Source organism: Paenibacillus agaridevorans (assembly GCF_018604145.1).
GTDB lineage: Bacteria > Bacillota > Bacilli > Paenibacillales > Paenibacillaceae > Pristimantibacillus > Pristimantibacillus agaridevorans.
In genome coordinates this window covers 973,422-987,776 of the sequence record NZ_CP075889.1, presented here as the reverse complement: position 1 = coordinate 987,776, position 14,355 = coordinate 973,422, and the positions used below count along the sequence as shown (strand labels likewise).

Here is a 14,355-nt window from a genome sequence, read left to right as displayed (position 1 = left end):
AAAAGAGCGGTTGTCAGCCGCCCTTCGTGTCAACGATATAGGAGATGCTAGGGCCTGTCGTCGCTAGCGAATTGCAGATCGTCGTACGCTTCGGAGGCTGCTTCCCACTCTTCGTCGTCTTCGATGCTTTCGAGCTGGGGTTCTTTGCCATCCTGACGAACGCGCAGAAACTCGACTTCGTCTTCGGCTTCCATCTCATCGCTTTGGAGCGCCGCATACACGGCGTCTCCCAGCTTGAACTCGGCCTTGATCCGGTAGACTTCCGCATGACCGTCCTCGGCGATCAGCTCGACATGATCGCCGAATACTTCTTTAAGGCCGTTAATCCGAACAGGCGTTTGATTGTAATCGGACATTAGTCTTGCTCCTCCAGCTCGCCCAGAAGCGTGTTAAACGTCTCTTCGACCATATTCCATTCTTCTTCGTCCTCGATCGTATACAGCTTGAGATCGTCGCCGTCCTCTTCGTAGCGGAAGGCGTACACCTCATCCTCTTCCTCGTCGTTGCCGATCAAAGGAACAACCATCATATATTTTTGATCCGAACCATCAACCTCGAATTTCATGATGACTTCGAATTCTTCCTCGTTGCCTTCTTCGTCCGGGATATAAATAATTTCCGGCTCTTCGTACTGCATCTCTTCTTTTGTCATGGTTACCCTCACCTTTTCGTTTTAGAGTCGAGAAAATTTTGCAAGATTAGCGTCGCCGCCATCTTGTCGATCACTTGCTTCCGTTTCCTCCGGCTGACGTCCGCTTCGAGAAGCGTACGCTCGGCAGCTACCGTCGTCAGCCTTTCATCCCAAAGGTGAACAGGTATACCTAGCTTCTGCCCAAGCTGTTCGGCAAACGCGATGCTGATCTCACCGCGCGGACCTACGGAGCCGTTCATGTTTTTGGGCAGACCGACTACAACTTCCGACACTTCGTGTTCCTTGGCAAGACCGGCCAGAACGTCCAGTTCTCCGCCGTCTCTCCTGCGCTCCACGACCGTTAATCCCTGCGCGGTCCAGCGGAACGCGTCGCTGACGGCCACGCCGATATTGCGGTCGCCATAATCCAATCCCATGACTCTCATTGCTTCTTGTGCTGCAAGTAGAACCGGACCAGCTCTTCGATCAGCTCGTCCCGCTCCTTCTTGCGGATCAAGCTTCGGGCGTTGTTGTGCCGCGGGATATACGCGGGATCTCCGGACAGCAAGTACCCAACGATCTGGTTAATCGGATTGTATTCCTTCTCCATCAACGCTTCGTGGACGCTGAGAAGAATATCCCCGGAAGAAGTTTCCACCCCCTCCGCCTTCACGTTAAACTTCATTGTTTGGTCCATGGAACTCACCAACAGCACCTCGCTTTCGGGAACAGCATCCGCCTAGGGACATTGCCTGATTCTATCATATCACATTCGCCCTGCCGACAACCAGTTCCTCGGCAATTTTGAGCGCTTCATCCAACTTGGAGACGTCCTTGCCGCCTGCTTGCGCCATATCCGGGCGTCCTCCGCCGTTGCCGCCGCATACGATAGCGGCTTCCTTGATGATTTTGCCGGCATGGTAGCCTTGCTTCACGAGATCGGCGGAGACGGCCGCCGCAAGATTAACCTTATCCTCCTGCACGGCGCCAAGCACGATCACGCTCGACGGCAGCTTGAGCTTAAGTTCGTCGACGATGCCGCGCAGCGCGTCCATCGACGGCGCGCTCACTTTCGCGCACAACACCTGGATGTCGCCAACCTTGACGGCCTGCGTTTCCAACGACCCCGCTTCGATGCGGCTCAGTTTCGCCTGAAGCGACTCGTTCTCGCGGGAGAGTTCTTTTACTTGGCCGAACAGACCTTCGATCCGCTTCGGAACGTCCGCAATGTTCGACTTAAGCAGCCCGGAGGATTGCTTAAGCAGCTCCAGCTGCTCCTCGTAGTAAGCATAAGCATGTCTGCCCGTTACCGCCTCGATCCGGCGCACGCCGGAACCGATGCCGCTCTCGCCAAGCAGCTTGAAGAGGCCGATCTGCGACGTATTGCCCACATGGCAGCCGCCGCACAGCTCCAGGCTGTACTGCCCGACCTGCACGACGCGGACGACATCGCCGTACTTCTCGCCGAAGAGCGCCATCGCGCCCATCGCCTTGGCTTCGTTAAGCGATCTATTGGAGATGTCAACATTTGTTCCGATCCAGATCTGCTCGTTTACTTTGCGCTCGATAAGCGCAAGCTCCTCGGCGGTAATGCTGCCGAAATGGGAGAAGTCGAACCGGAGACGCTCCTCTTCTACAAGCGATCCCGCTTGATTGACATGGTCGCCCAGCACTTCCTTCAGCGCCTTGTGCAGCAGATGCGTAGCCGTATGATTCTTAATAATATCCTCGCGCGAGGATCTGGCGACGGCCGCTGTTACGGTTTCACCGGAGCGAACCGTGCCGGAGACGACAACGGCATGATGCACGTTCTGGCCATGCGGAGCTTTCGTCACGTCTTCGACTTGCAGCGTGAAGCCGCCGCCCTGGATCGTGCCTTTGTCGCCGATTTGTCCGCCGCTCTCGGCATAGAACGGCGTATGGTCGAGCAGCACCGCTACGCGGCTGCCTTCGCCTGCCAAGTCGACTAACGAATCATCCAGAATAATTGCCGTAATTTGGGCTTTCGTTACCAAGTCATTATAGCCAACAAACAAGCTTTTATCCGTAAAGTCGGCAAGCGGTCCGCCCTGCACCTTCATGCTGCCGGTATCCTGGCGAGCGGCGCGAGCGCGCTCCCGCTGCGCTTCCATCGCGGCGTCGAAGCCTTCGCGGTCGACGGACAATCCGTGCTCCATCGCGAAGTCTTCCGTCAGGTCGAACGGGAATCCGTACGTGTCGTACAGCTTGAAGGCGTCGGTGCCGCCGATCGCGCCGGCTCCCGCTTCCTTAGCACCCTTTACGAGCGCTTCCAGCAAGACGAGGCCGTCCGACAGCGTCTCGTGGAACCGCTCTTCCTCCGTGCGGATGACGCGCTCGATGAACTCGCGTTTCTCGACCACTTCCGGGTAGTATACGCCCATCACTTCGCCTACGATCGGCGTCAGTTCGAACAGGAACGGACGGTCTACGCCGAGCGATTTCCCATAACGGACCGCGCGGCGCAGCAAACGGCGAATAATGTAGCCGCGTCCTTCGTTCGACGGCATAACGCCATCGCCTACGGAGAAGACTACCGTGCGGACATGATCCGCGATGACCTTTAGCGCTACATCCTGATCTTCGTTGACTTTATACTTCACGCCGGCAATGTCGCAAGTCCGGTCGATGATGGGACGAAACAGGTCCGTGTCGAAGTTGGAGTCCACGTCCTGCAGGATGGAAGCGAACCGCTCCAGTCCGGCGCCTGTATCGATGTTTTTGTTCGGAAGCGGCGTGTAGCTGCCGTCCTTGTTATGGTTGAACTGCGAGAATACGAGATTCCACACTTCCAGAAACCGTTCGTTCTCGCCGCCGGGCCAGCATTCCGGATCGGACAGGTCGCCGTATTTGTCGCCGCGGTCGTAGAAGATTTCGGTACACGGTCCGCAAGGACCTTCTCCGATGTCCCAGAAATTCTCTTCCAGCTTGTAGATGCGTTCTGCAGGCAGACCGATTTTCTCATTCCAGAAGCGGAACGCTTCTTCGTCCTCCGGGTACACGGTAACCGACAGACGGTTCGGGTCGAAACCGATCCACTTCTTGTCGGTCAGGAATTCCCATGCCCACGTAATGACTTCTTCCTTGAAGTAGTCGCCGATGGAGAAGTTGCCCAGCATCTCGAAAAACGTGTGGTGACGGCGCGTCTTGCCTACGTTCTCGATATCGTTTGTGCGAATGCATTTCTGCGAGTTCGCGATCCGCGGATTGTCCGGAATGATGCGGCCGTCAAAATACGGCTTGAGCGGCGCCATTCCCGCATTAATCCAGAGCAGGGACGGGTCGTTATGCGGCACGAGCGACGCGCTCGGCTCGATGTTATGGCCTTTGCTTTCGAAGAATGCAAGCCACTTGGATCTGATTTCGCTAGCTTTCATGATTTCGTTCCTCCCTGTTTGTCGATGCGGCTGCCCGCTCGCGATAAATTCGTGTTCAAAAAACTTCCTCTGTTGTGACAAATAAAAAACGCCCCTGTCAATGACAGGGACGAATGATTATCGCGGTACCACCCTGGTTATCGCGCTGCATAAGCGCGATCGCCTTCGTGGACGATAACGGGTCCATCCGGTGAAGTTCGTTCACGCTCCGAAAACAGCTTTCGGCCATTCTCCGCAGAAGCGCTCTCTCAACCGACGTTTTCCGCCTTGCGGCAATGGAAACGAAGAAGCGCTCTCTCTGGCAGGCGGGTTCTGAATAGCCTACTTATTTTCATCATAGCTTTAAGGACGTTCAAAAATCCAAGATATTGAAACCGGATTTTAGAACCTTTATTTGTATATATGCTTGCACAAATTATAGCGGTCCCTCGAATCGCTGTCAAATGATCTTTCGCCTAACATAATAGGCAAACATATGCTGAACAATCACTTTGCAGGCCGCAAAGATCGGGACGGCGAGTATCATGCCGGCGATGCCGGCGATCTGGCCTCCCGCAAGCAAGGCAAATATGATCAGCAGCGGATGCAAATGCAGCGTGCGCCCGACGACTTGCGGCGAGACGACGTTGCCCTCCAGAATTTGACACAGCGTATTCACGATGGCCACGTAAATCATCATTTTGAGAGAGATGGTGGACGCCATGAGAAGCGCGGGCGCCGCGCCGAAGAACGGTCCTAAATACGGAATGACATTGGTGATCGCCACTACGCTGGCGAGCAGGAGCGCGTACGGCATGCCGATCAGGAGATACCCTCCGTAAGCCAGCGTGCCTACGATGACGCAGACAAGGAACTGTCCTCGTATATAGCTTCCAAGTGCCTGGTCGATGTCCTTCATAAGGCGAACCGTGTTCTTCCGATGGGACTTCGGCACATACGTAATGATGGTGCGCTCGAACACATCAAAATCCTTGAGGATGTAAAACGCAAGAAAAGGGATTATGAACACTACGAACACCGCGCTCAGCATGGAGCCGATATTGTTGACCAGATGGAGCAGCGACTCCGAGATCCGCTTTTCGATACTTAGCAATGCCTTGTCCACGCCATCGCGGAAACTCTCCGGTAAGAACGATGTATTATTGAGATCCGTCACGATGCTTTGCGCGCGCATCGTCAATTCCGGAATATGATGATTGAGCTCCTGCACTTGCCCCACAAACATGGGAATCAGATTGACGAGCAGCACCGCTATGGCCGCGCAGAATACGGCATAGATGAGCAGCACCGCGATCGTTCTTGGCACTTTGCGTTCGTGAAGCATGGTCACGATAGGATTAAGCACGTAGGAGATAATCATCGCGATAATAAACGGTCCCAGCACCGCCTTGAGGAAGACGTAGATCGTGGCGAACAACGGCTTCAACTGCAGCAGGAAATAAATCGCGATAAGACCGAGAATCAAGTAGACAAGCCACACGAACAGCTTGTTGTTAGTGAACCGTTCCACCCCTGCACCCCCCGAACTTGCAGCAGCGCGATCTTTGGTCAGACAGGCTGCTTTAAGCCCCGGACATCAATCGTGCGTGCATCTAGTTCAGTATATGTACAAGTTGGGGGAATCATCCTCTTTATAATCCGAGCCGGATGTCCGAACGGGGGAGGGAGTTTTTTCATTTTATGAACAAACACTAAATGACGGCCTTTCGGCCGCCTCGAGTATAGTCATGGAAATAATGGCAGTCCAAGACCTTTACTTCATTATCCGTTTAGCTGTTCATGGACGTGATTGTGAGCAGCCTCGTCTTCAAAAAACAAATCGTCGAGCGAGCTAAGCGTGCCGTCCTCTTCGACCTGGTAAACCGACATCTTTTCGCCGTTGACCGTCAATTCAATAAAACAGCCCCAACAATAAAACTGGTGGGAACCTATCTTCCCGATATCTTTCGAATTGCAATTCGGACATCTCATCATAAACATTTCTCCCTATTCTCTGAAATTGGAAGCTGCGACAGGCTCCAATTCCGCTTCACTGACAGCAGGAACGATAATCGCGTCTTCCCCGAGCAATACCTCATCCGGATCACTCGGCGCTTTCAGCCATTTACGCCCTTCCATCAGATCCGAAACAAAACCGTCTGTAAGCTCATAGCCTACTATCTGTGTACCCTGAAACGGGAAAAAATAAACATCCGACACCCGTCCGAGCTGAACGCCATGCACCGTAACGACGGGCAGATCCTTCAACTTGATAATGCCGGCGTGAAACGCCCGGCCCACTTCTTTCGGTTTCATGGCAATGACCGCATCTTCTTTGGAGATGATAACGGCATCTTCCCCGCACGTCAATACATCGTCCCATGAAACCGCGCGCGCCGTTGCGGCGAACCACTTGGCGAACTCCAGGATTAAACCTTTGAGACGCCAATGTTCGTCGAACCAAGCATCCTTGACGGTGCCGACGAGTTTCCCGGAATGGATTACGATGACCGGCAGCCCGATCAGCCTTTGGAGTTTGATCACTTTGGAAGGAATCCTCCTATCCTTTGTTTCGGATACGGTCCGCGATCGCCACGACAGCCCGGGCCGCATCCTCCAGTTCCTCCAAAGTATTCCCCAATCCGAAGCTAAATCTTACGGCCGAGTCCAGCCGCTCCGGAGGTAAGTTCATCGCTTTGAGCACATGTGACTTCTCCAGAGATCCCGATGTGCATGCCGAACCGCTTGCGGCTGCAATGCCGGCCATATCCAGATTCATAAGCATGCTCTCTGTCTGCAAGCCCAAGAAGCTGATATTGACAATATGCGGCAATTGAAAGGCCGGGTCAGGATGGCCGTTAATAACAATTAACTCGCTGCCAATGCCTGCCTGCAAAAGCTCTACCCATTTCTTACGAAGCTTGTCCAAATAAGGTTGCTTTTTTTCTCGTTCGTTCACACAAATGTCAAGCGCGGCGGCGAATCCCGCGATTCCGGCAACATTTTCCGTTCCGGCGCGGCGCTTCCGCTCCTGCGAACCACCGTGGATTAATGGCTCGAAAGGCGTTCCGGCAGCTATGTACAATGCGCCAACGCCTTGAGGCCCGCCTATCTTGTGGGCGGAAAAGCTCATCAGATCGACAGGCATCCGGGAAAGCTCGTAGCGGATCAATCCAAGTGTCTGGACGGCGTCCACATGAAAGACCGCGCCGATAGCCTGGACCGCTTCGCCGATATCCCCAATACGTTGAAGCGTGCCTACTTCGTTATTGCCATGCATGATGCTGACAAGCGCCGTATCCGGCCGAAGCGCATCTGCAACCTGATTCGGGTCGACGCTGCCAAACTCGTCCACGGGCAATATCGTAAGTTCGAAATTTTCTTCGTCTCTTAGCCATTCGCAGGTATGGAGCACGGCATGATGCTCCGCAGCCGATGTCACAATATGGCTTCTGCCCTTTTTGCGCTGAGCTGTTGCCGCTCCGATCAGGGCGGCATTGTTGCTCTCCGTACCGCCGGAGGTGAACATCAGCTCGCCTGGCTTACAGCCGATTGCCGCAGAAATAGAATCACGCGCACGGCTGATTCGGCTTTTGGCAGCCCGTCCGTACGCGTGAACGCTGGAACCGTTGCCGCCAGGGCCTTGCATCAGCTCTACCATCGTTCTCACGGCTTCTGGATGCATGGGCGTTGTGGAGGCATGGTCGAAATAATGGTTGTTCATATTCGTCACCTTAAATGTAGAACATATAGGAGTCTTTTTTGTCGGCGTCTTGATAATTAATCAAGTTCTCGAGCGTCGTGGAATCGAGCACCTCCGCAATGCTGTCGCGGATCCGCAGCCACAGGTTGCGCTTGGCAGGGTCGTCCTCTTCCGTAAAGTCTACCGGCGAGATCGGTCCCTCGAGAATGCGGATGATATCCCCTGAAGTAATGTCGGCGGGGTCCTTGGACAATATGTATCCGCCGTATGCGCCTCGAATACTCTTGACTAACCCCGCGTTTCGAAGCGGGGCGACCAGCTGCTCCAGGTAATGCTCGGATAATCCATTGCGCTCTGCAATGCTTTTCAAGGAGATAGGGCCTTCGCCGAATTTGGCTGCAAGCTCCATCATTATGGTGAGTCCGTAACGGCCTTTTGTCGATATTTTCATTGATAGCACCTCTCTCTATAAAACACTGTATTCCCATCATCCTTATATGTTAACATATCGATTGCCAATCGTGTGCAAAAAGCTTTATTCTTTCATGAAAAACTTTTGTCGATATGGTACAATGGAGCATGCTTTAATCCATTAGGCGGTGATTATTTTGGTCAAGAACAATGCGAATACGCGCGTCGTCGTTGGCATGTCGGGCGGCGTCGACTCTTCCGTGACTGCTCTTCTGCTCAAGCAGCAAGGCTACGACGTCATCGGCATATTCATGAAAAATTGGGACGATACCGACGAGTTCGGTCATTGCACGGCGGAAGAAGATTCCGAAGATGTACGCCGCGTATGCGATCAGATCGGCATTCCTTATTATACAGTCAATTTCGAGCGGCAGTATTACGATAAAGTATTCTCTTATTTCCTCGACGAATACAAGCGCGGACGTACGCCCAATCCCGACGTAATGTGCAATCGGGAGATCAAATTCGGCGACTTTCTTAACAAAGCGCTGGAGCTTAACGCCGACTACCTCGCGACAGGCCATTACGCCCGCGTCGAACGCGATGCGGACGGCACGACTCGCCTGCTGCGGGGCGTGGACGGCAACAAGGACCAGACTTACTTCCTGAGCGCGCTGAATCAGAATCAGCTTGCGAAGGCGATGTTCCCCATCGGACATCTGCCCAAGCCCGAAGTGCGCAGAATCGCGGAAGAAGCCGGCTTGTACACGGCCAAGAAGAAGGACAGCACCGGCGTCTGCTTTATCGGCGAGCGGAACTTCAAGGAGTTCCTTAGCGGGTACTTGCCGGCCAAGTCCGGCGATATGATCGATATCCGCACCGGCGAGAAAAAGGGCCGTCATGACGGTCTCATGTATTATACGCTCGGACAGCGCCAAGGACTTGGCATCGGCGGTTCGGGGACAGGCTCCGGCGAGCCTTGGTTCGTTGCGGAGAAGGATCTGGAGCGTAACATTCTGTACGTCGTTCAAGGGGAGAAACATGTCAGCCTTTATTCGGAGAGTCTGATCGCAACGGACATCAACTGGATTGTGCCGCGCGGGGGGAGCGAAGGACCGCTACGGTGCACCGCGAAGTTCCGCTATCGCCAGCCCGATCAAGGCGTTACGGTGACTCTCCGCAACGACGGATCAGCACTCGTTAACTTCGACACGCCCCAAAAGGCCGTAACTCCGGGACAAGCCGTCGTCTTCTACGACGGAGAACAATGCTTGGGCGGCGGCACGATCGACGTCGTAAACAAAGTACCCGCCGACTTGCCGGAGTTCGCTTGAATTCAAGATTCGATGTCGAGTACGCTTCTTGGTATACTTCGTGATCAAAAGCGGACTTTTTGAACTACCTCTAATAGGACGAACCCAACTGTGGTTATTAGCCGCAGTATCGGTTCGTCCTGTTTGGCTTATCGCTAATCGCCAAGCGAAACAATGTCGGACTGTCCCTGCCTGGCTCCAGCCTCCAAGCTGCGAACAGTAAGACGAGAAACGCGCAAATGCAATGTCTCCTCAACAAGCATTTCATAGTGTCCGTCGACGGCGACATGCTGCCCGATCTTTGGCGGGAAGTCGACCCTTGCGTACATCCATCCGCCAATCGTGTCGAACTCATCCGTCTCGATCGCCGTGCCGAAGTAGCTGTTTACCTCTTCGATCAACATAAGCCCGCTGATCGAATGCGAGCCATCCTCCCGCTTTATAATCCCTGGGGTTTCGGTATCGAATTCGTCCTGAATATCTCCTACGATCTGTTCCATAATATCCTCCAGCGTGACAAGCCCGGAGGTCCCTCCGTATTCGTCGATCAAAATGGCGATCTGGCTTCGTTTCTTCTGCATCAGCTTGAGCAGAACGCTAATGGGGATATTCTCCGGAACCGTCGTTACAGGACGGATCAACGAAGACAGATCGCTGGATTGCCGCTGATCGTCCTTGAGTAGGTCTTTAATATGAACGAAACCTGTTATATTGTCTTTATCATGTTCGCAGACGGGATATCGGGTACGCATGTGCCCAATGGCGATAGCCTTGTTCGCCGAGAGAGAGAGGCCTGCTCGCAAACAAATCATGTCGATGCGGGGTATCATTATTTCGCGGGCGGTTGTGTCGGTGAACTCGAAGATATTATCGACAAGCGTAAGCTCGGTCTGGTCGATATAACCTCTCTGATGGCTTTCCTTCATAAGAGTCCGCAAGTCCGCTTCCGTATGTGCGTCTCCATAACCATTCGACGGATCGATACCCAACATCGGCATAAAGACGTTCGCAATTCGCAATTGCAGGCGCAACACGGGCAGGAGCAGGATATACGTCAGTCTGATCGGGCGGGCCATGCGAAGCAATGCAGCTTCCGCATTGCGCTCGACGGCTCTTAGCGGAATCAACTCCCCAAATACGAACAACAAGGTGACGCTGATCGTATAAACGATGATACAAGACAACACCCATGACGTATCCGGAGAGCCTGCACCTAACTCTTCCAGCCATGGGGAGACGCGTCCTTCTGCTGCCCAATACGACAACAAACCTAATCCGATCACGGCAATAGCCTTGCCCAGCCGACATGCCGCTGCGTAGAGCCCGCGACTTTCCAATATTGCGCCCGCAAGCGGATGACGAGGGAATCCATCCTCCTTCCCGAGCTCTTCAACCCGGTTCATTCGGGCAAAGGTGATTGCCGCATGAGCCGCAACAAAAAAAGCGTACATTCCAATGATGGCCAATACGACGACAAACAACCAGCCTAATGATAAGGGTTCACTCAAACGTTGTCCCGCCCGACGCTGCATGCCGGTAGCATGGCTGACGGCAGGCCCACCTCCCTTGCAGACGACTGGATATCATAATTGATATATATTCATGGCGGCTTTTCCTTTATGAACGTCGTAAACGAAACGAAGCATAGAAAGTTCACGACTCTGCAACGAATTCATGGGGGACGTTTCGTCAGCGGCGATTTTGTTTTGGTATAATGATAGGAGCCTTGCCCGCAGAACGCCAATAATTACCACCACATAGCAAAGAGGAGGAAAATGATTATGAAACGTATATTGTTGATCTGTCTGGCTCTTATCTGGCTGCTTCCGCAAGCGGCGCTTGCCCACTCCAAGCTGACGGAAAGCGTACCGGAGAAGGATTCCACATCGGAAGCGGCGCCTCAGGAAATCCGGCTTACTTACGACACGCAAATCGAGAAAATCAGCAATTTCAAATTGTTTGATGCAAGCGGCGCGGAGGTTGCGCTTGGCGAGACGCTGGTGGAGGGCGACACGATGTCCAATCGGCCGAACGCTCCGCTCGGCAACGGAGATTATACCGTCAAATGGACGATTGTCGGCGCAGACGGACACGCCATCGAAGGCCAATACGGTTTCTCGATAGCTGCTCCGGCAGCAACGGCGACACCTGAGCCAACGGCCACTGTAGCTCCTACTGAAGGGGAAGCGACGGAAGAGCCTGTCGCAACCCAGGAGCCTGCTGCGACGGAAGATAATGAATCGGCACCTTCCCCATCGCCATCCACGCCGCCGGATTCGGGGGAAACCGGCAATAACGAGGACAAATCCGGCATGTCGCCTTTGATCGCGATTGGCGGTATTATCGTTATCGTAGCGGTTGCGGCGGTACTCCTTAAAAGAAGGAAGCCATGATCTATATTAGCGAAGGTTTACTTTACATCTGCTTTGCCATTTTGACGGGCTCGCTGCTGCTCCGGCTCATACCGGAGCGGCTTCGGCCATCCATACATGTGCCGGATGGCGTATTGCTGGCATGCGTTGCCGCGATTCCCGTGCTTTCTTTTGTTCCGCTTCATAATCTTGCCATGTTGTTCTCCACCCAATTCGAGATTTCGTACGGAGAGATGATGCGCAGCATTCTGATCGACGTTAATTCCGGCAAAGCATGGGTATGGACAGTCGTCGGCTCTGCCGGACTTATAGTACTGCTTGGCGTCAAGTCGTTCCGCAAGGACCGCCATATGCCCAAAATCGCATTGTTCGTAACGCTTTTGTTAATCGTCTGGTTAGGTTATGCCAGCCATGCTTCATCGTTGAGCCCCACCAAAGGTTTGATTATACATACGGCGCATTTCTTAGGCTTCACGGTATGGATTGGCATCCTGTTCGTTGCGGGCTGGTTCGCCAAGGATGACCGGAATTGGCCGGCGTTCCTTGGCTGGTTCTCCCCTGTCGCCATAGGAGCCGTTATTTTAACACTTGCAGCCGGTTTTACGCTCATGACCTTTACGACGCAGGACTATGTCAAGTCCTGGATCTTGCCGTACGGTCAGGCGCTTTTGCTTAAGCATGCGCTAATTTTGCCTTTGCTCGTCTTTGCGTTTACCAATGGCTTTCTCTACCGAAAAATGTCTCTGAACAACGAGTCGTTCAGCCCGAGGGTTTGGCTCAAGGCAGAAGGCGTAGTTGCCCTGCTTGTCCTTGCAGCTACTGCTGTTCTCGGTCAGCAAGCGCCTCCGCACAACGTGCAGGAGACGCTGCAGGTGGAATCTCCGTCTCCGTTGTTCACGCGCATCTTCCAAGCCCCTTACAGTCCGGACATGGATTTTACGTTTAACTGGACGGGCAGCGGTCTCATGCTATTTGCCGCAGCGCTTATTATGCTTGGCGGCATCATCGCGATGTATCGTGCCAGACGCCCGGCCTTCGCGTTGGCGATGGGCATTTTCGCGGCTGTATTCGCCTATCTTGGCGCCATGTTCTCTATGGCTTGACATTTTCGCCCCTAAGTTTTGACCCCGAGTACATACGAAATAGCCCTCATCTTGAATTCCAAGATTGAGGGCTATTTCTTTTGGAGAGGACACCGATGACTCATTCATTTTCTTCAACCTGCGCAAAATTGACGGCGGTTTATTGGTTTGCCTTTGCGCCAATACATCGTCATTTCGCCACTTGCTCAAAGTACCTGGACTCGAGATTCTCATTTCATTCGAATCACATCTATGTTCAATGAAAAGACCTTCGCGAAATTGATATCAAGGAGGAGGCGGAGTATCCTCTTTACGATTGCAATATTCGAAGAGCTTGACGCTTACCAAATGAGCTCCGACTGGCGGCTTCGAGGCTCGCGAGTATGAAATTTCATACACAATAGCACCGAACTCGTCTTTTCAGAGCCCGCGAGTATGAATTTTCATACACAAAGGCACCAGACTCACCTTATCAGGGCTCGCGTGTATGAAATGTCATACACATTGATCTCCCAATAGCGGCTTAGAGGCTCACGAGTATACATCCTGCTTTTGGTTCGACTTAATCATTCCGGCGCATACCTTCCGTTTGTCCGGATGCCGCCATCCGCTTCCTCGAGACGTAGAAAAATGGGCCGCTCGTCCGGTGTTTGGTTCGGAGCATGAACGGCCAGCAGCCGTTCGCCGCCGAAGGTGCGGAACACCATCCCGTGACCGCCATCGTCGCGATACAAAGGATCCGGCGCTTGCTCCCAGGGCCCCATCACGTCCCCGGAACGGGAACGGGCAAGGCCCAGCGCGTACCGATTGTCGATAAAGCTCGCCCATAACATGTTCAGCACACCGTCCTCCCCATGGAACAGATAGGGACCATCCGTTACATAATTGTTCCGCCCGGGATAACGTTTATGAAGGAATGGCGTCGTCCACGGAGCCTCCGAAGCCTTGAACAGCAGAATAGGCTCGCCCTCGGCCCGCTTCAAGTCGGCAGACAGTCGAACCGCCCGCACCTCTCCGTCCCCAGTCTGCTGCCATTCGTGGCAGAACACCATCCAGGGATTTCCCTCCGAATCCAGATGCAGACTGCCGTCCAACGAGCTCCATTCCACTGGCGTTACAGGACCGTCGCTGTGCGGTACGAAGGGACCAAGCGGACTTTCGGCGACCAGTACGGCCGTGCCAAGCAAATCATTATCCTTGCGGCGGAACGTCGCGAACATATACCATCGTTCGCCGACCTGGTACACCTCCGGCGCCCAGAAGTTTGTGTCGGAATAAAAGTTCTCATCCGGGCGGAACACCGGCAGCGGTCCATCCCACGTTGCCAGGTCCTCGCTAACGTACGCATCGAAGCCCGTTCCCTTTCCCCAAATGTTGCTGTCCGTGCTGCCGTACATATAATATCGGCCCTCCCGCTCCAGCGGAACGACAAAAGGGTCGCGAATTTGAATGTCCTCCAGCGTTTTCAT

General features: G+C 53.7%; 15 protein-coding genes. 3 read left to right on the top strand and 12 right to left on the bottom strand.

The genetic code is table 11. The features are described 5' to 3' along the window. Window positions 1–47: 47 nt before the first annotated feature. The 10 genes from KJW29_RS03960 to cymR all read right to left on the bottom strand — a co-directional run bounded on the left by KJW29_RS03960 (window position 48) and on the right by cymR (window position 8,159). Entirely contained in the window at window positions 48–356 is a 309-nt protein-coding gene (locus tag KJW29_RS03960) for a DUF1292 domain-containing protein (protein WP_214628824.1), read from the bottom strand. Then, window positions 356–652: a DUF1292 domain-containing protein gene (locus KJW29_RS03955; protein ID WP_087566450.1), complete on the bottom strand. Its 297-nt coding sequence runs from the start codon at window positions 650–652 to the stop codon at window positions 356–358. Before KJW29_RS03955 ends, KJW29_RS03960 begins: the two co-directional genes overlap by 1 nt. Window positions 653–660: 8 nt before the next feature. Then, window positions 661–1,077 (bottom strand): Holliday junction resolvase RuvX, encoded by a 417-nt coding sequence (ruvX, locus tag KJW29_RS03950; RefSeq protein WP_087566451.1) that lies wholly within the window; start codon window positions 1,075–1,077, stop codon window positions 661–663. Further along, window positions 1,074–1,337: an IreB family regulatory phosphoprotein gene (locus KJW29_RS03945; protein ID WP_087566452.1), complete on the bottom strand. Its 264-nt coding sequence runs from the start codon at window positions 1,335–1,337 to the stop codon at window positions 1,074–1,076. The genes ruvX and KJW29_RS03945 overlap by 4 nt, the downstream gene beginning before the upstream one ends. Before the next feature lie 55 nt (window positions 1,338–1,392). Beyond that, window positions 1,393–4,026, bottom strand: a complete 2,634-nt coding sequence (alaS, locus tag KJW29_RS03940) for an alanine--tRNA ligase (RefSeq protein ID WP_214628823.1) — start codon at window positions 4,024–4,026, stop codon at window positions 1,393–1,395. 439 nt (window positions 4,027–4,465) lie between these two features. Then, window positions 4,466–5,536, bottom strand: coding sequence for an AI-2E family transporter (locus KJW29_RS03935; protein ID WP_214628822.1), 1,071 nt, complete (start codon window positions 5,534–5,536; stop codon window positions 4,466–4,468). Window positions 5,537–5,787: 251 nt separating this feature from the next. After that, the gene (locus tag KJW29_RS03930) at window positions 5,788–6,000 is read right to left on the bottom strand and encodes a hypothetical protein (protein WP_087566457.1); all 213 of its coding nucleotides are present in this window, start codon (window positions 5,998–6,000) and stop codon (window positions 5,788–5,790) included. 12 nt (window positions 6,001–6,012) lie between these two features. Further along, the gene (locus KJW29_RS03925) at window positions 6,013–6,549 is read right to left on the bottom strand and encodes a PRC-barrel domain-containing protein (protein ID WP_214628821.1); all 537 of its coding nucleotides are present in this window, start codon (window positions 6,547–6,549) and stop codon (window positions 6,013–6,015) included. Window positions 6,550–6,565: 16 nt separating this feature from the next. Then, window positions 6,566–7,729, bottom strand: coding sequence for a cysteine desulfurase family protein (locus KJW29_RS03920; protein ID WP_214628820.1), 1,164 nt, complete (start codon window positions 7,727–7,729; stop codon window positions 6,566–6,568). A 10-nt stretch (window positions 7,730–7,739) separates the two neighbouring features. Beyond that, window positions 7,740–8,159 (bottom strand): cysteine metabolism transcriptional regulator CymR, encoded by a 420-nt coding sequence (gene cymR / locus KJW29_RS03915; RefSeq protein WP_087566460.1) that lies wholly within the window; start codon window positions 8,157–8,159, stop codon window positions 7,740–7,742. Window positions 8,160–8,316: 157 nt separating this feature from the next. Here cymR and mnmA point away from each other — a divergent pair, with 157 nt between their 5' ends. Further along, on the top strand, window positions 8,317–9,453 hold the full coding sequence (gene mnmA / locus KJW29_RS03910; protein ID WP_214628819.1) for a tRNA 2-thiouridine(34) synthase MnmA: 1,137 nt from the start codon (window positions 8,317–8,319) through the stop codon (window positions 9,451–9,453). 134 nt (window positions 9,454–9,587) lie between these two features. On the opposite strand, the gene KJW29_RS03905 is transcribed toward mnmA, so the two are convergent. After that, window positions 9,588–10,940, bottom strand: a complete 1,353-nt coding sequence (locus tag KJW29_RS03905) for a hemolysin family protein (protein ID WP_214628818.1) — start codon at window positions 10,938–10,940, stop codon at window positions 9,588–9,590. A 273-nt stretch (window positions 10,941–11,213) separates the two neighbouring features. Here KJW29_RS03905 and KJW29_RS03900 point away from each other — a divergent pair, with 273 nt between their 5' ends. Further along, entirely contained in the window at window positions 11,214–11,825 is a 612-nt protein-coding gene (locus KJW29_RS03900) for a copper resistance CopC family protein (RefSeq protein WP_214628817.1), read from the top strand. Beyond that, on the top strand, window positions 11,822–12,907 hold the full coding sequence (locus KJW29_RS03895) for a copper resistance D family protein (protein ID WP_214628816.1): 1,086 nt from the start codon (window positions 11,822–11,824) through the stop codon (window positions 12,905–12,907). Before KJW29_RS03900 ends, KJW29_RS03895 begins: the two co-directional genes overlap by 4 nt. 545 nt (window positions 12,908–13,452) lie before the next feature. Here KJW29_RS03895 and KJW29_RS03890 read toward each other — a convergent pair. Next, complete coding sequence (locus KJW29_RS03890; RefSeq protein ID WP_214628815.1) at window positions 13,453–14,355, bottom strand: glycoside hydrolase family 43 protein; 903 nt, start codon at window positions 14,353–14,355, stop codon at window positions 13,453–13,455.